16 protein-coding genes and 1 pseudogene are annotated in these 15318 nt (G+C 69.1%); 9 read left to right on the forward strand and 8 right to left on the reverse strand.

The genetic code is table 11. The features are described from left to right. Positions 1-289: hypothetical protein (locus GRC12_RS30595; protein WP_439959913.1), on the reverse strand; the 289-nt coding region annotated here is incomplete at its 3' end. A gap of 133 nt (positions 290-422) precedes the next feature. After that, complete coding sequence (locus GRC12_RS30600; RefSeq protein WP_208782787.1) at positions 423-2201, reverse strand: CocE/NonD family hydrolase; 1779 nt, start codon at positions 2199-2201, stop codon at positions 423-425. A 345-nt stretch (positions 2202-2546) separates the two neighbouring features. Here GRC12_RS30600 and GRC12_RS30605 point away from each other — a divergent pair, with 345 nt between their 5' ends. From GRC12_RS30605 to GRC12_RS30630, 6 genes are all read left to right on the forward strand, one after another. Then, the gene (locus tag GRC12_RS30605) at positions 2547-2735 is read left to right on the forward strand and encodes a hypothetical protein (RefSeq protein WP_208782788.1); all 189 of its coding nucleotides are present in this window, start codon (positions 2547-2549) and stop codon (positions 2733-2735) included. Between the two features lie 348 nt (positions 2736-3083). Next, entirely contained in the window at positions 3084-4520 is a 1437-nt protein-coding gene (locus GRC12_RS30610; RefSeq protein WP_208782789.1) for a carboxylesterase family protein, read from the forward strand. A 153-nt stretch (positions 4521-4673) separates the two neighbouring features. Beyond that, positions 4674-5654, forward strand: a complete 981-nt coding sequence (locus GRC12_RS30615; protein ID WP_208782801.1) for an alcohol dehydrogenase catalytic domain-containing protein — start codon at positions 4674-4676, stop codon at positions 5652-5654. A gap of 55 nt (positions 5655-5709) precedes the next feature. Continuing rightward, on the forward strand, positions 5710-6168 hold the full coding sequence (locus GRC12_RS30620; protein WP_208782790.1) for a DUF4440 domain-containing protein: 459 nt from the start codon (positions 5710-5712) through the stop codon (positions 6166-6168). 30 nt (positions 6169-6198) lie between these two features. Then, positions 6199-6486 (forward strand): nuclear transport factor 2 family protein, encoded by a 288-nt coding sequence (locus tag GRC12_RS46490; protein ID WP_208782791.1) that lies wholly within the window; start codon positions 6199-6201, stop codon positions 6484-6486. Between the two features lie 40 nt (positions 6487-6526). Then, positions 6527-9100 (forward strand): excinuclease ABC subunit UvrA, encoded by a 2574-nt coding sequence (locus GRC12_RS30630; protein ID WP_208782792.1) that lies wholly within the window; start codon positions 6527-6529, stop codon positions 9098-9100. 140 nt (positions 9101-9240) lie between these two features. On the opposite strand, the gene GRC12_RS30635 is transcribed toward GRC12_RS30630, so the two are convergent. After that, positions 9241-9546, reverse strand: a complete 306-nt coding sequence (locus GRC12_RS30635) for a dioxygenase (protein ID WP_208782793.1) — start codon at positions 9544-9546, stop codon at positions 9241-9243. Between GRC12_RS30635 and GRC12_RS46495 the strand changes: the two genes are divergently transcribed. After that, the gene (locus GRC12_RS46495; RefSeq protein ID WP_280117536.1) at positions 9538-9660 is read left to right on the forward strand and encodes a hypothetical protein; all 123 of its coding nucleotides are present in this window, start codon (positions 9538-9540) and stop codon (positions 9658-9660) included. The genes GRC12_RS30635 and GRC12_RS46495 overlap by 9 nt on opposite strands. A 302-nt stretch (positions 9661-9962) precedes the next feature. Here the strand turns inward: GRC12_RS46495 and pqqE are convergent, their stop codons facing one another. The 5 genes and pseudogenes from pqqE to GRC12_RS47130 form a co-directional block, all read right to left on the reverse strand. Then, the gene (pqqE, locus tag GRC12_RS30640) at positions 9963-11102 is read right to left on the reverse strand and encodes a pyrroloquinoline quinone biosynthesis protein PqqE (protein ID WP_208782794.1); all 1140 of its coding nucleotides are present in this window, start codon (positions 11100-11102) and stop codon (positions 9963-9965) included. Beyond that, positions 11099-11356 carry a pyrroloquinoline quinone biosynthesis peptide chaperone PqqD gene (gene pqqD, locus GRC12_RS30645; RefSeq protein ID WP_308286675.1) on the reverse strand — a complete coding sequence of 86 codons (258 nt, stop codon included), beginning with the start codon at positions 11354-11356 and terminating at the stop codon, positions 11099-11101. Before pqqD ends, pqqE begins: the two co-directional genes overlap by 4 nt. Continuing rightward, entirely contained in the window at positions 11353-12027 is a 675-nt protein-coding gene (pqqC, locus tag GRC12_RS30650; RefSeq protein WP_244374002.1) for a pyrroloquinoline-quinone synthase PqqC, read from the reverse strand. The genes pqqD and pqqC overlap by 4 nt, the downstream gene beginning before the upstream one ends. A gap of 71 nt (positions 12028-12098) precedes the next feature. Then, positions 12099-13055, reverse strand: coding sequence for a pyrroloquinoline quinone biosynthesis protein PqqB (pqqB, locus tag GRC12_RS30655; RefSeq protein WP_208782797.1), 957 nt, complete (start codon positions 13053-13055; stop codon positions 12099-12101). Positions 13056-13065: 10 nt separating this feature from the next. Then, positions 13066-13140 (reverse strand): annotated as a pseudogene (locus tag GRC12_RS47130) (pyrroloquinoline quinone precursor peptide PqqA); the annotation flags it as partial. Positions 13141-13563: 423 nt separating this feature from the next. Between GRC12_RS47130 and GRC12_RS30665 the strand changes: the two are divergent. Beyond that, complete coding sequence (locus tag GRC12_RS30665) at positions 13564-14550, forward strand: ArsR/SmtB family transcription factor (RefSeq protein ID WP_208782799.1); 987 nt, start codon at positions 13564-13566, stop codon at positions 14548-14550. Between the two features lie 270 nt (positions 14551-14820). Then, positions 14821-15117 (forward strand): hypothetical protein, encoded by a 297-nt coding sequence (locus tag GRC12_RS30670; protein ID WP_244373997.1) that lies wholly within the window; start codon positions 14821-14823, stop codon positions 15115-15117. Positions 15118-15318 lie beyond the last annotated feature (201 nt).

Genomic DNA, 15318 nt, shown 5'->3' on the forward strand with positions numbered 1-15318 from the left:
GGGTGGGGAAGGCCAGCAGTGTCCATTCGTGGGCGGAGTGGCCGAGTGCCGCGGGGTCGAACATGCGGGTTCCGGCCTGCCGGACGAGCGCGTTGCCGGAGGGCGAGAGGTCGTACTCGACCGACCGGCCGATGCGGTGGTCCTGGAGCAGGCCGCGCTCCGCGGAGCGGCGCAGCGCGGCGCGCATCGCGGGTTCGTTGATGCCGAGGGCGAGACCGACGTGCACGAAGAGGCCGGCCGGCAGGGGTCCCGGGAATCCTAGGTCGGTGCGCAGCCCGAACGTCGTCATGACGATGCTAAGCGGCGGTCGCCGGGCGGTCTTTGCTGGCACGGAATGATGTTAGGTCAGGGCGATGACGTGGGCGCAGGCCGTGTGCCGCCCCGGCCACCGGCGGGCGGGCCGGGGCGGCACAGCGGCGCGGTCACGGTGCGAGCGGCAGGAGGAGACGGGAGGCGAGGCTGCCGCCGGTGCGGATGGTGTGGGTTCCCGCGTTGCGGGAGTGGACGTCCTCGGCGTCGGGATCGATGGGCTGCGTCCGCGGCGGGGTGGTGGGTCCTGCCGGGTGACCGGCGATCTCGAGCACGAGTGTCTCGCCGGGGTGCAGGAGCATCCCAGTGGGCCACAGGGCGAGGTCGAGCTTGACGACCTGTCCCCGGCTGACGAGTTCCTCCCGCGCGTGGGTCAGGTACGGCTCCAGTTCCGTGGACCGCTCGGGATCGAGGGCCCGGTGGGAGGCCCGGATGCGGCCGAGGGGTCCGGCGTAGGCCACCGCCGAGGGCAGCTTCCCGTCCTGCGCGAGTACGTCCGCGAAAGCGCCTGCTCCGAGACCGGGGAACGGGAAGTGGTACAGCACGTCGCCGTCGGCGTCGGTCTTGTACACCGCCGCGTACACGTCGAGATCGTCTCCCTCGGACGTCTCGATCCACAGTTGGAGACTGAGCGGGCCGAGCAGTTCTGTCTCCCGCTCCACGCTGAACCGGAAAACGGCCGCGGCCTTCTTGTCGGTTGAGTCGTAGGAGACGGAAGCCTCCTTCTCCGGCGGCTCGGCGGTGAGCCGGCCCGTTGCCCCGTCCAGGTAGAGGGGCGTCGGCGTCACGTGCTCGGGGGGCCAGGTCGGTTCCACACGGTCGACGATGTCCTCACCGCCCGGGTCGAGGACCGAGAGCCTGACCCGGGGGGTGTCCTCCCACCCGTTGTCGTGGCCGTGCAGGTACCGGTCGAAGAACCGGCGCAGATCCTCCACGCGTTCTGGCGTGGCGATGTCGACCCATTCCTGAACGTTGTGGATGCGCAGCCACTTGCGCTCGCTGCCCAGCTGCCGGAACGCCTGAAGGGTGCCGCGGGTATGGATCGGGTTCGACCAGCTCGCCACCACGTAGGCCGGTACGTCCACGGTGGAGAGGTCCGGACGCTTGTCCCCCCAGTAGGCGTTGTCGGTCGGATACCGCCGGATCATCTCGGTGATGTCCTCGAACCGCCCGGTGCCGTGGAGGAAGGCGATGATGTCCTGGTCGTGGAAGTCCGTGTAGGGGATACCGCCCCGGACGTTCACATCGCGATAGATGTCGTTCATCCCCTCCCAGGGGGCGATGGCCGCCAAGTGCGGCGGGTGCACGGCCGCGGTGGCCCACTGCACCATGCTGAGCTGCGAGTTGCCGGCCATTCCGATCTTGCCGGTGCACCAGTCCTGCGCGGCTATCCACTCGATGGTGTCGTACACGTCGTGGCCCTCGGCGGCGCCGAAGAACAGCATGTCGCCCCCGGAATGGCCGGTTCCGCGTGCGTCGACCACGACGAGGGCGTAGTCGTTCGCGCACCAGTACGCGGGGTCGAGCGCCTCGAACGCCTGGAACCCGGAGACGTCCTTCGGCGGCACCCCGAAGCGGGTCGCCGCCATGTTCGTGTTCCACCATCCGCCGCGCTTGCCGTACGGCGTGTAGCTGAGGATCACCGGGAGCGGCCCGGTGGCCGAGGCAGGACGGTACACGTCGCCATAGAGGGCCACTCCGTCGCGCAGCGGGATCACGATGTCCTGGAAGACCTCGAGATCGATGGGCGTGGGCAGTGCTCCCTCGCCCTGCACGCTCCCGGCGGGGATGATCCACGTTCCGGGCTCGGGGTCCGGGATGGGCGGGTCGGACAGGTCGAGCGGGTTGCCGGGGCGAAATGCCACGTCGAAGTCTGTCGATGCTGCATCCATGTCGATGCTCCTTGTCTCCCGCGGTGTCAGGTACGGGCACGGGACCAACTGCATCATGTAACAGATTTTATCTAGCGTCTAGAAAGTGTTACATGTTCAGCCTACCCTTTAAGCGGCAGAACCGTTTGACGTCGCAAGGCAGGCGTTCCGGTGCGATGTCCGTCCTGTCGGCTGCCCTATCGACCAACTCGCAGTCGGAGGCGCACGCCCTACTCGAAGAGGGCGGATAGGACGCACTGACCCTGGGGGCCACGTAGCCGAGGTCAGGCACCCGCACTTCCCGCCGGCACAGTCATCCTCCCCGAGGTCAGGGAAGCCGACACCGAGGTCCTGGACCTGCTGGCGATGCGCTACAACGCCGCCCTCGAGCGGCGCACGGTCGACAGCGTACGGACAGAGCTGAAGGCCTTGGAGGAGGCCGCCGACAGGATCCGGAAGGAGGAGGCGAAGGCCAAGCGCGCCGACAAACGCGCCGAGGCCGAGAGGAAGGTCAAGGAAGGCGTGGCGGCGCTGAAGCCCAAGCGCTCGTCTTGACCGCCGCGAGCACCACAGACGCGGGCGGGCGCCTGCGCCCCAGTCGGCCACAGGCACGTTGACCCTCGCCACGGCAGTGACCTCACGGACTGCCGTGGCGAGGGTCCCGTAGCGGACCCGCCCTGCTGGAGCACCGCCGCTGCGACAGCGGATGCACATGTCCGTCGTAGAACGCCTGCTGGCCCCGCAACGGGAGATCCGGTGCGCACCGGGGGAGAAGTGTCACCTGGTGACTACCAGGTGACCGCTGCCCGCCGGACGGTTTGTCGGATCTCGGTGAATGATTCTGAGGGCGCGCACAGCCGGCACGCCTCGCGAACCACCCGCCCCCCACCGAAAGGCCACGTCATGACCGCCACCGCACCCACGGCCCCGACGGCACCAGGGGTACGGTCCTGGTGGGGAATCCCGTACGCCACCGCCGAGCGATACCGCCGCCCCGTGCTCGCGGACTTCGATCCGGAACGCCCCTACGACCGCAAGGGTGTCGTCCCGGTCCAGCCGGACAGCGGCGACTGGCTGGAGGCGGACAGCGGAATGGGCGAGGACTGCCTGAACCTGAACGTGTGGGCTCCCCAGGAGCCTGCCGGGAAGGCGCTCCCGGTGGCCGTGTACATCCACGGCGGCGGATTCGAGTACGGCGCCAACACGCAGATCACCTCGAACGCTTCCGGTCTCGCCGCGACGGGGCGCGTGGTGGGCGTGTCGATCAACTACCGGCTCGGCGCCCTGGGCGGGGTCTCGCTGTCGCAGTACGGCGGCGCTCTCGCCGAGGCCAGCAACCTCTGCCTGCAGGACGTCATCGCCGCGCTGACCTGGATCAAGAAGAACATCGCCTACTTCGGCGGCGATCCCGGCAACGTCACCGTCTACGGCCACAGCGCAGGCGGCTTCTCCACCTTCGGGCTGCTCGGTGCCCCTGCCGCCAACGGTCTGTACCGGCGTTTGGCCGGGTTCTCCGGCGGTGCCGCGCGTGTTCAGCCGACCTGGTGGGCCGAGGAGCTCGCGCACCGGTTCGTCACCGAACTCGGTGTCGCGGACAACCCGGAGAAGCTGCTCGACCTGGACACGGCCGCCCTGGTGCCCGCTCTGCACAAGGTCCTCCCGACGGACCTCGGCGTCCGCGCCGGAGTGGATTCCAAGGCCATCGGTGTCGTCCTGGATGCCGGACAGCCAGATGCGGTGCTACGCGCCCACCCCATGGACGTACTCGCCTCCGGTACGCACCGGGACGTCGACGTCCTGCTGAGCGCGGCCAGTGAAGAGATGGGCTGGTGGGTGGCGAACGACCTCGACCGGTTCGACCCGCACACCGTTGAGGCCATCACCGACGAAGTCGCGGGGTGGCGCTTTCCCCGCTCCCGCGCCCGGCAGATCGTCGACGCCTACGACCAGGGTGGCCGAACTCCTGCCGAGGTCCGCTCCGCGCTCCTGACGGACTACATCTACGGGCTCCCCGCCGCGCGCGGCGCCCTGGCCCACGCCGCCGCGGGCGGCAACGCCCATCTCCTGGCGATCGGACCCGCCGAGGGCGCGCCCGCCGTGCACGGCAGCGAAATGTACGCCCTGGTCGGCCAGGAGCAGCCGGGCCGCAGCGCCGAACAGGCCGAGCGCGACACCCGTATCCGCGACATCGTGCTCGATTTCGCCACCGGCGAGCTGGGCCGCCTGTGGCCCGCCGTCATCGACCGGCCCACCTCGGGAAGCGTCGGCAACCTGCCCTTCGAGGCAACCGCGCACTACCAGGCTGTCCTCGACCGGTTCGAGGGCATCGACCGTCCCTGACGCTCAACTGTCAGCGGACAGGGCTGACATGGCCAGCCGGGCGCCGCGCCAGGAAGGCCCGCCCGGCCCGAACTTCGCACCTGGGGGGAACGAAACGCCAAGGAGTTTCGCATGAGCCGATCCGCAGAAACCGAGACCACCGCACCTGCGACGATGCGGGCCGTCGTCGTCACCCGACCCGGTGGCCTGGACGCCCTGGAGATCAAGGACGTGCCGCTACCCGTCCGCAAGCCCGGCTGGGTGCGGATCAAGGTGAAGGCGTTCGGCGTCAACGAGTCCGAGGTGACCACCCGGAAGGGAGAGTCCGACGCGGAGGTCACCTACCCGCGCATCCCCGGCATCGAGGGCGTCGGTGTGGTCGACGAGGCCGACGAGGACAGCGGGCTGGGCCCGGGGCAGCAGGTCGCGACCATGATGGGCAGCATGGGCCGCTCCTACGACGGTGCCTACGCCCAGTACGTGACGGTCCCCGCCGGGCAGGTCATCCCGTTCGAGACCAGCCTGCCGTGGAATGTGGTCGGCGCCCTGCCGGAGATGTTCCAGACCGCGTACGGCTCGCTGACCCGTGGCCTGGACCTGAAGGCCGGGCAGACGCTGCTGATCCGCGGCGGCACCTCGACGGTGGGCCTGAGCGCGGCGACCATGGCCAAGGAGATCGGCGCCACCGTCCTGTCCACCACACGGCACGCCGACCGCGCCGACGAACTGCGGGCGATGGGGGTCGACCACCCGGTCGTGGACGACGGGCACCTCGCCGAGAAGGTCCGCGACCTCGTGCCGCAGGGCGTCGACGCGGCGCTGGAGCTGGTGGGCTGCACGGTCCTGCCGGACACCTTCGGATGCGTGCGGGTGCACGGCACCGTCTGCTTCACCGGAGCCCTGGCGGGCGGCTGGTCCATCCCTGACTTCACCCCCTTCATGGTCCCGAGTGGAGTGCGGCTGACCAGCTACGCGGGCGAGGCCACCGACCTGCCGCCCGAGGTGTTCCAGCGACAGCTTCAGGCGATTGCCGAGGGCCGGCTCAAGGTCCCCGTCGCCAAGACCTACCACGGTCTGGAGCAAGTGCGCGAAGCCCAGGCCGACGTCGAAGCCGGTACGACGCCGGGCAAGCACGTCGTGCTCCTCGACGACTGACGAAACCCGCCACCTCGTGTCCGCGCCCGACGCGGGCACGCACGAAAGGAAGATCGTGCCTACCGTTCCTGACTACGAAGCGAACTACACCGACGAGCAGAAGCAGCTCGCCGAGCATCTCATCGGGCTGGAGAAGAGCGCCCTGGACAAATGGTTCAACGGCGACGTCTCCGGATACCGCGAACTGTGGTCGCGCAGGAGCTTCACGTACTTCGACGGCGCACATCCGGCACGCATCGAGGACCACGAGACCGTCGACGCCTTCCTGGACGGAGTGGACGGAAAACTCCACGCCGACGAGTACGACTTCCGCAACCCGCGCGTGCAGTTCGGTGACGACACGGCACTGCTGACATACCAGTTGTACGCGGACACCAACCTCATCGACATGAAATACAACTGCATCGAGCTCTACCAGAAGGAAGATGACTCCCAATGGCGCGTCATCCACTCCACCTGGTCGTTCATTCGCCCGATGGACATGGACTTCGGCTCCGCCGAGAAGATCGTCTGAGGGCTGAATCGACAAGCAGATTCAGTGGCGGTGGAGCGGCGGAGACCCGACGGGCTGCGTGAGCACTTCAAGCGCATCCACAGGGACGCGGGCATCACCCGGCAGGAGTATCTGAACGAGAGCGCCCGCCCGCTCAACGACGACGAGGTGCTGCTGGTCTTCAACTTCACTACGTACCGGCAGGACGCCAACGGCGAGGAGAAGCAGCACCACTCGTGGAACATGTCACTCATCTTCCGGAAGGCCGACGGCCAGTGGCTGCTGACGCATGGGCACCTGTCCCTGCGTGATGCGTTTCCCGGCAGCGTCGCGAAATAGAGGTTCCGTCGGTCACGAGTCGTAGCGGAGGGACCAGCCTGTGGGCAAGCCTGTGCAAGGGGCGAAGAGTTCCGGCGCGGTGCCCGTGCCGTCACCGGATGCGGTCACGGTGCGCGGGGCGCGCGTGCACAACCTGAAGGACATCGACGTCACGGTGCCGCTGGGCAAGCTGGTGGCGATCGCCGGTGTCTCCGGCTCGGGCAAGTCCTCGCTCGCCCTCGGGGTGTTGTACGCGGAAGGGTCGCGCCGCTATCTGGAAGCGCTGTCCACTTACACCCGGCGCCGCCTCACCCAGGCCGCGCACGCGGCCGTGGACAGCGTCGAGCATGTGCCGGCCGCGCTCGCGCTGCGCCAGCGGCCCGGCATCCCCGGCGTGCGCAGCACCTTCGGGACCTCCACCGAGCTCCTCAACAGCCTGCGCCTGATCTTCTCCCGGCTCGGCCACCACCAGTGCCCCAACGGGCACTACCTGGAGCCGACGATGGACGTCGCCCTCGACCTGCCGCTGACCTGCCCCGAATGCGGGGTGGTGTTCGGGCCGCCGAGCGCGGAGTCGTACGCGTTCAACAGCGAAGGTGCCTGCCCGCGCTGCGCGGGCACCGGGACGGTGCGGGAGGTCGACGAGGACGCCCTCGTACCCGACCCTTCACGCAGCATCGACGAGGGCGCGGTCCTGCCTTGGCAGATGTTCGGTCTCGCGGCTGTGCCGAAGGTGGCCGCCGAACTCGGCGTGCGCACCGACGTGCCGTTCTCGAAGCTCACGAAGAACGAGCGCGCGATTGTCTTCGAGGGGGAGCCGGTCAAGCGCGTCATCCTGTACCCGGCCAAGAACGGCAAGCTCTTCGAGCTGAACGCCACCTACCGCAACGCCCGCCAGGCGGTCGAGGAGGCCCTGAAGAAGGCCACCACCAAGAAGGGGCTCGACCGGGTCGACAGGTTCCTGTCCGTCCAGACCTGCCCGGACTGCCACGGCACCCGCCTGAGCGAACAGGCCCGCTCCAGCCTCGTCGACGGCATCAACCTCGCCGACGCCACCGCCAAGACCCTCGACGACGTCACCACGTGGGTGCGGACGATCCCCGCCATCGTGCCCACGGCGATGGCCCCCATGGCCGAGAGCATCGTGACCCAGATGGTCGCCACGGCGCGGCGGCTGATCGAACTCGGTCTGGGGTACCTCACGTTGGACCGTGCCTCGTCCACCCTGTCCACCGGGGAGCGGCAGCGCGTCGCCCTGTCCCGCGCGGTCCGCAACCGCACCACCGGTGTGCTGTACGTCCTGGACGAGCCCTCGATCGGCCTGCACCCTGCCAACGTCGACGGCCTCCTAGGCGTCATCCGCAGCCTGCTCGCGGACGGCAACTCGGTGATCGTCGTCGACCACGACGTCCAGGTCCTGCGCCAAGCCGACCACCTCATCGAGATCGGGCCCGGCTCCGGACGCGACGGTGGCACCGTCATCGCCGAAGGCACCCTCAAGAGCGTGGAACGCAGCAAGACTTCCCTGATCGCCGGCTTCCTCACCGGCCGCGAGCAGATCCTCGTCCGTCCCCGGGCCGACGCGGACGACGTGTTCAAACTGGGCCGCATCCATCTGCGGACCGCCCCGCTGCACACCGTCCACGCTCTGGCCCTCGATGTCCCGCGTGGCCGGCTCACCGCCGTCACCGGCGCTTCCGGCTCAGGCAAGACCACCCTCGTCCTGGAGAGCCTGGTCCCCGCACTGAAGGCGCACGCCGCAGGACAGCCGCTCCCGCAGCACATCCGCAAGCTCACCCCGGAAGGCATCACCCGGGTCAACGTCGTCGACGCCTCCCCTATCGGCAGCAACGTCCGATCCACCGTCGCGACCTACAGCGGCGTCCTCGACGACCTGCGCCGCGCCTACGCCGCCACCCCCGCAGCGAAGGAACGGGGGCTGAAAGCCGGCGACTTCTCGTACAACACCGGCAGCCTGCGCTGCCCCACCTGCGAAGGCACCGGTCAGATCGAACTCGACGTCCAGTTCCTGCCCGACGTCGACATCATCTGCCCCGACTGTGAAGGAAGCCGCTACGCCCCCGAGGCCGACGAGGTCCGCCGCGTGCCCCGCGGAGGCGAGGAGGACGACGGGTTGACCCTCCCGCAACTGCTCACCTGCACCGTCGCTCAAGCCATCGAGCACACAGGCGACCTGAACAAGGTCCGTTCCCGCTTGCAGACGCTCATCGACCTCGGCCTTGGCTACCTCACCCTCGGCGAGGCCACTCCCGCCCTGTCCGGCGGCGAGGCACAGCGGCTCAAGCTCGCCTCCGAACTCGACCGCGACCAGTGCGACGCGCTGTTCGTGCTGGACGAGCCCAGCGTCGGCCTCCACCCCCTCGACGTCCGCGTCCTCCTCGGCGTGTTGCAGCGCCTGGTCGACAACGGCGCCACCGTCGTCTTCATCGAGCATGACCTCGACATGATCGCCAACGCGGACTTCGTGGTCGACCTCGGCCCGGGCGGCGGCGTGAACGGCGGACGCATCACCGCCACCGGCACCCCCGAGCAGATCGCCGCCAACACCCACAGTGTCACCGGCCAGTACCTGCGCGAGGCGCTCGTCTCCGCGGAGCGGCCGGCGAAACCCTGACGGGCCGCTGCGGCAACAGGTGGCTCGACCGGGGCGGCGCGGGTCGCCGCAGTGCTCGCCGCCAGTACGGATCCTCCCGCGAAGACGGCCAGATTGCGACCGGTGTGAGCTCAGGGCCGGGGCAGGCCCCGGGGATCGCTTCACCCCCGCGGCCGGTTCACGGCCGTGTCCGTCGCCGTGGTCTGTTGTGTGAAGCTTCCGATGCGGCCGGTGAAGAACAGCGGCGGCCCCTCGGTGGGCGAGCGGACGATCGACGCGCCGTTGGCCATCGTCGGACTGCCCTGGCGCCAGAACGGGCCGAGGAGGTTCGCCGAGGTCGGTTTGCCGGTGCCGTTGTTTTGGCTGGGAGAGGTGAGCCGACCGAGCCTGGTCACCTTATTGATGGCGGTGTCGAACTCCTCCTCTGTCAGCCACACTTCGCGGGCGAACTGGTGCAGATGGCGCACCAGCGCCTGGACGATCTCCTTGACGCGCGGGTCGCCGGCCCGCTCCGTCTCGGCAAGTACCGCTGCGGTGAGCTGTTCTTCGTCCTAGATGGTCACGTCGGCATCCCCTTGTGACGGTCGGCTGCTGGCCCGCGGCCGACACCGCCACGCAAATATCCGAAGGCCGCTTGGCCTGCACAACCACCGTGTTCGTCCATCGAACAATGAGGCGCCGAGCCGCGGATGACTCCGGGCACGAGAGCCTGACCACCGCCGATGCCTCCGCCGACTATGCCGAAGAGGCACTTCCCCAGCCACAGCGATGTGGACAGCCGGGGCCGAGGGACGCCTCGATACTCACAGGGGACGGGGCGACAGCAAGCTGGAGCCCAACTCCTTTCCCGCACTCGGGTCGAGACTCGACGGCCTGCGCCCCGTCATACGGTCCGGGGACTGCGGGCTGTCCCGGGGCCGGGGCCTCGATAGACGTAGGGTGCGGTCCCGGAGCGCGGTGTCTCCGCGACGGCGCGTAGGAGGGCGTGGTCGGGAGAGAGCGCGCACGCGGGGTCGGTGCGCGCGGCTTCGCCGGTGAGTGCGTGGGCCTGACAGCGGCAGCCGCCGAAATCGGTCTCGCGGCGGGGGCAGCCCCGGCACGGTTCGCTCATCCACTCGGTACCGCGGTAGCGGTTGAAGGCCGGCGAGCTGTTCCAGATCCACTCCAGTGGACGGTCACGGACGTTCGGCACGTCCAGATCCGGAAGGCCTCCCGCTGCCGGGCACGGCAGGACCCCGCCGTCGGGTGCGACGGTCAGCGACACCGCCCCCCAGCCGCCCATGCACGGCTTCGGTACGCCGTCGAAGTAGTCCGGCACGACCCACACCAGCTCGGTGGTGCCCGCCAGTTGCTCCCGACGCCGCTCGACGGCGTCCCGGGCGCGGGAGAGCTGGTCGCGGGTGGGCAGGAGCGCGGTGCGGTTGCGCAGGGCCCACCCGTAGAACTGGGTGTTCGCCAGCTCGATGCGGTCCGCGCCCCAGGCCACACCCAGATCCACGACGGCGTCGACGGCGTCGAGGTTGTCGCGATGCAGGACGACATTGAGACCCAGCGGCAGTCCGGCGTCGCGTACGAGCGCGGCGGCGTGTTCCTTGGCGGCGAACGACCGCTTTCCGGCGATCCGGTCGGAGGACGCCGGATCCGCGTGCTGCACCGAGAGCTGGACGCTGCGCAGTCCGGCGGACACCAGCGCAGACAGCCTCGGCGCGCTCAATCCAACCCCGCTGGTGACCAGTTGGATGTAGATCCCGGCCGAATCGGCCGCGGCGACGATCGCAGCGAGGTCGGGACGGAGCAGCGGTTCGCCGCCGGAGAGATGGGTGTGCACGACGCCGAGGTCTGCGGCCTGCCGGAGCACGTCACCCCACTCCTCGGCAGAGAGCTCGCGCGAACGACGCACCAGTTCCAGCGGATTGGAGCAGTAAGGACAGTGCAGCGGGCAGCCGTGAGTGAGTTCCGCCAGCAGGGCCCAGGGAGGAGACGGGGACGGTGATGCAGGTGGCGTGGACGCAGGAGTGGTCATCGCAGCCAGCCCTCCTGCCGTACGCGGTCCAGGAAACGGGGCACCTCCACCGTCACGGGCGCTCCGGGAAAACGGGCTGCCAGCACGTCGACGATCTCGTCCACCGACCGCTGTCCGTCGCACAGCCGCAGGACATCCGCCGCCCTTCCCTCCAGTACGACCACCCGTTCGGGCAGGACCAGCAGGTAAGTCCGGCGGACCCGGTCGTGCCGGAGCACGACCGATCGCTCGAGGGCGGGCCGCCAGCCGGTCACGGCCGCGCCTTTGTGCCGGCGTGATCGACCGCGTCCAGCAGTGACCACAGCACATCGCACTTGAACGAGAGGGCCGCCACCGCCCGTTCCTCGTCGGCCTGTCCCTTCGCCCAGTCCAGAACGAGACCGAGGGCCTCCCTGCTGTCCTGTCGGCCTTGGGTTTCGCGGGCGCGGAAGTAGGCGAGTCCGTCGGCGTCGATCCACCGGTAGTGGCGTTCGAAGGCGCCGATGCGGGTGCGCATGATGCCCGGGGCGGACAGCTCGGTGAGGGACGCGGCGACGGCTTCCAGCGGGGAACGGAGCCGGCAGAAGTTGACGTAACCCTCCACGGCAAGTCGTACGCCGGGGAGCACGCCCCGTCCCGACAGGAGTTCGGACCGGTCGATGCCCGCTGCCTCGCCCAGCCGCAGCCATCGCTCGATGCCGCCCTCCCCCTCGGTCCGCCCGTCGTGCTCCTTGATCCGCCGCATCCACATCCGGCGCAGCCGTGGGCTGTCCAGTTTGGCGAGAATCAGGGCGTCCTTGACGGGGATGTGCCGCTGGTAGTGAAAGCGGTTGAGGATCCAGCAGCGCAGTTCGTCGGGGGTCAACTCACCCTGGTGCATACGAACGTTGAAGGGGTGGCGGTCGTGGTAGCGCTCTCGTGCCACGGCTCTGAGCCGGTGCTCCAGCGCGGTGGTTACGCCGTCTGCCGTGGCGGACGTACCGGCTCCGCCTGCCGTCGTCGCACTCGCGCCGGTGCTCACAGCTCGATCACCATTCCGTCGTTGGCCACCTCGATGCCCTGGGCGGCCAGCTGACCGTGCAGCGGCGAGCCGGGGTCGACGAGGGGATTGGTGTTGTTCAGATGGGTGTAGAAGCAGCGTCCGCCCAGCGGGGCGAGCCGCTCCGCCGTGCCGCCCGGACCGTCGATCGGAAGGTGGCCCATACCGGTCGCGGTCCGCTTGGAGATCCCGGTGCGCCGGGGTTCGTCGTCGTCCCAGAAAGTACCGTCGACGATCACGCAGTCGGCCGCGCCGACAGCGCTCTGCAGAGCCTCCGGCCATGCCGCCAGCGCCGGGGCGTAGACCACGGACGCACCGCTGGAGAGGTCGGTGAGCCGAAGCGCGACCACCCATTGGTCCTGATCCCCGCCCGGCGAGTCCGTTGCGGGGTGCATCCCGTCGTCCGCCGGGGAGTCCGCGCGCGTATCTGCCGCGTACCGGGGGCGTTTGGCGGATACGGGGATCACGCTGATCGTGACGGGGGAGTCCGCGCAGAGCGGTTCGGGCAGGTCGGGGGTCAGTGCCCGCCAGGTGAGCGGGGTGTACGGGCCGAGCACGGCACCCAGGGACAGCCGGGTGAGCAGGGCTTCGCGTACGGCATCGGTGGCGAGCACCTCCAGGCCGCCGTCGCCGGCTTCGCGCAGTCGGGCGATGCCGAGGGTGTGATCGAGTTCGGCGTCCGTCAACACCAGCCCCGCAAGAGGGGTACGCCGCGACCCGGGGCCGGGGTGGAGCGACGGACAGTCCTCGATCTGGTCGCCTATGTCGGGTGTGGCGTTGACGAGATACCAGCGGCCCTCGGACGCACGCACGGCCAGCGAGGCGTGGCGGCGGCGCCAGTGGGGGTGGATGCGTGCCCCGGAACAACCGGGACACGCACAGTTCCACTGCGGCACGCCGCCGCCCGCCGCGGTGCCGAGCACTTGCAGCAGCACGGCGGCGCTGCTAGCGGCTGCTCAGCGAGTAGGCGGTGGCCTCCAAGGCGGTCTCCACGACTGCGTAGTCGGGGGTCTGCCAGGTCCCTGATTCCTCATCCTCGAGCTGTGAGTGCTGCTCCACCGCATGCTGCACGGATTCGGCCATAACGATGTCTGCCTTTCGTCGGGGACCGCTGCGCTCTGTGTTGAGAATCCTCAGCCGAGCCATCCGGGTCAATATCGCGACAGAAAATTGCTCCGATCTTTTCTGGCCGAATCACACACCAATCCCGGACCGCCCACACCAGCACAGCGTCACATTCCAGCTTAACTCGGCGCTTTTCTTGAGGTTTTATTGTGTAGGTATGGACCTTTGAGCTTCATTCGTGCACGACGGATCAAGTCACACCTCCTACCTTCCAGGCACCGGCCTGTTGTAGGCACTGGCCTGATTGATCATTGCGTGGCACCCGTCCGGAACCGAGACTGCTGTCGGCCGACGGTGACGCGCAGAACGGGGCGCTCGGTGAAACGCATCCACTTCACGGCGGAGGACCTGGCGCGCACCCGCGTGGCCACGACGATCGGCGTGGCGGCGGAGACGATCGACACTGTGAAGCTGCTGAGGGACCGCGACGCCGGTCTCGCCTTCCGTCACTGGCACCTGTCGGTGCGTGGGCGGCTGGGCCAACAGGCGGGCGCACTCGCGGCGTTGATGCCCGTACGGGGACCGCTGATCGACGCGACGAGCCTGATGGGAGACACGGCATCCATCGACGAGGCGGTGGAGAACCTGATGGCGGCTCCACGCGCCCTGATGCGCCTCGAACTGGAGAACCTCGACCTCCACCCCACCCATCGCTCCTGGGCCCGGAACCTGATGGACGGCGACCGGGAAGCCCGCCTCCAGGTGGCCACGGCACTCCGAGCCTGCCACAGCGTCACCGTCGCCCCCTACTGGGGCAGGGTGCGTTCCCATCTGAGCGAGGTACGGGCCGGGTACGTGGGCACGATGGCCGACGGCGGAGTCGAGCGGCTTCTCACCACACTCTGCGCTCCGTTGATCCGCTGGCGGCCGCCCGTGCTCGAAGTGGTCCATACACACGATGCGGACATCCACTTGAACGGGCGAGGTCTCGTCATTGCGCCGACGATGTTCTCGACCCGGCAGGTGGAACTTCTGTACCCGCCGCTGGACCCCGATCGGGCACCCGTTCTGGCCGTCCCCAGCCTCAGCGGGGCCTCACTCGACACCGCGCTGTGGAAGGGCGTCGAGTCCACCGCCCCCTCACTCGACGAACTGCTGGGACGTACCAGGGCCGCAGTACTGAGGGCGACCATCGGCGGATGCGGCACCACGGAGCTGGCCCGCCGCCTGCACATCTCGCCGGCGACCGCGAGCCACCACGCGACGGCGCTGCGCAACGCCCGCCTGATCACCACCCGCCGCGAGGGCAAGGCGGTTCTCCACACGGTCACGTCACTGGGCATCGCCCTGCTGGGGTACAGCTGAGCTGCGTCGAGGCGCGCAGTGTTCGCCAGACAGGGCTTTGAGTGAGTGTCAGGTCCATCATGCCTGTTCGGAGAAGTTTTCGGTAGGACGAAGCGCACGCCTGTACGGCCTTGTTGGGGATGGTGCCATGCCCGCAGACTCGTCGTCATCCACTCTCCGGCCAACGTGTCGGCATCCGTCATCGGCTGTCGGCGCGTTCGCCGTGCTGTCTCGCCGCGAGACATGCCGACCGGGGAGGGGCGGGGACGAAGGGGATCGATGGATCGGGACATGGTTGTGCTGGCGAAGGTCAGGCTGCTCAGCGCGAACCGTCGGGTGGTACGAGGCGTGGAGGGGCTGTGGATCTACCGTCTGCTGACGCGGGTCGAGCCGGAGGTGTACGGATCGAAGCTCGCGTACGTCCTGGTGGAGGAGAGCGACTCACCTCTGGTGCGGGAGCTGCCCGAGCGTAGGCAGGCCCTGCTCGACGAGGCCGTGGAGGTGGCGAGGGCACTCAGCCCGGCAAACCCCTACCGGGAGAAGGTGCTGCAGAGGGCACTGGCCGCGAGAGCCCGCCTGATGCCGTAGCCGAACACGGGGGCCCCGGCCGAGGCCGGGGCCCCCACAGCTGCCGCGGCGCGCACGGCGGCCGACACGGTTGCTTATCAGCAGCAGTACGCGCGACACGGCGAGTACGACGACATCTTCACCCGGCGGCCGGACCGGTTTTCCTGAACTGGGAACGCGGAATCGAGGATTCGGCCCCAGCGGCGGGGGGGGGTGGGAAAG

This window comes from Streptomyces griseorubiginosus, assembly GCF_017614965.1.
In the GTDB taxonomy this organism is placed as follows: domain Bacteria; phylum Actinomycetota; class Actinomycetes; order Streptomycetales; family Streptomycetaceae; genus Streptomyces; species Streptomyces griseorubiginosus_B.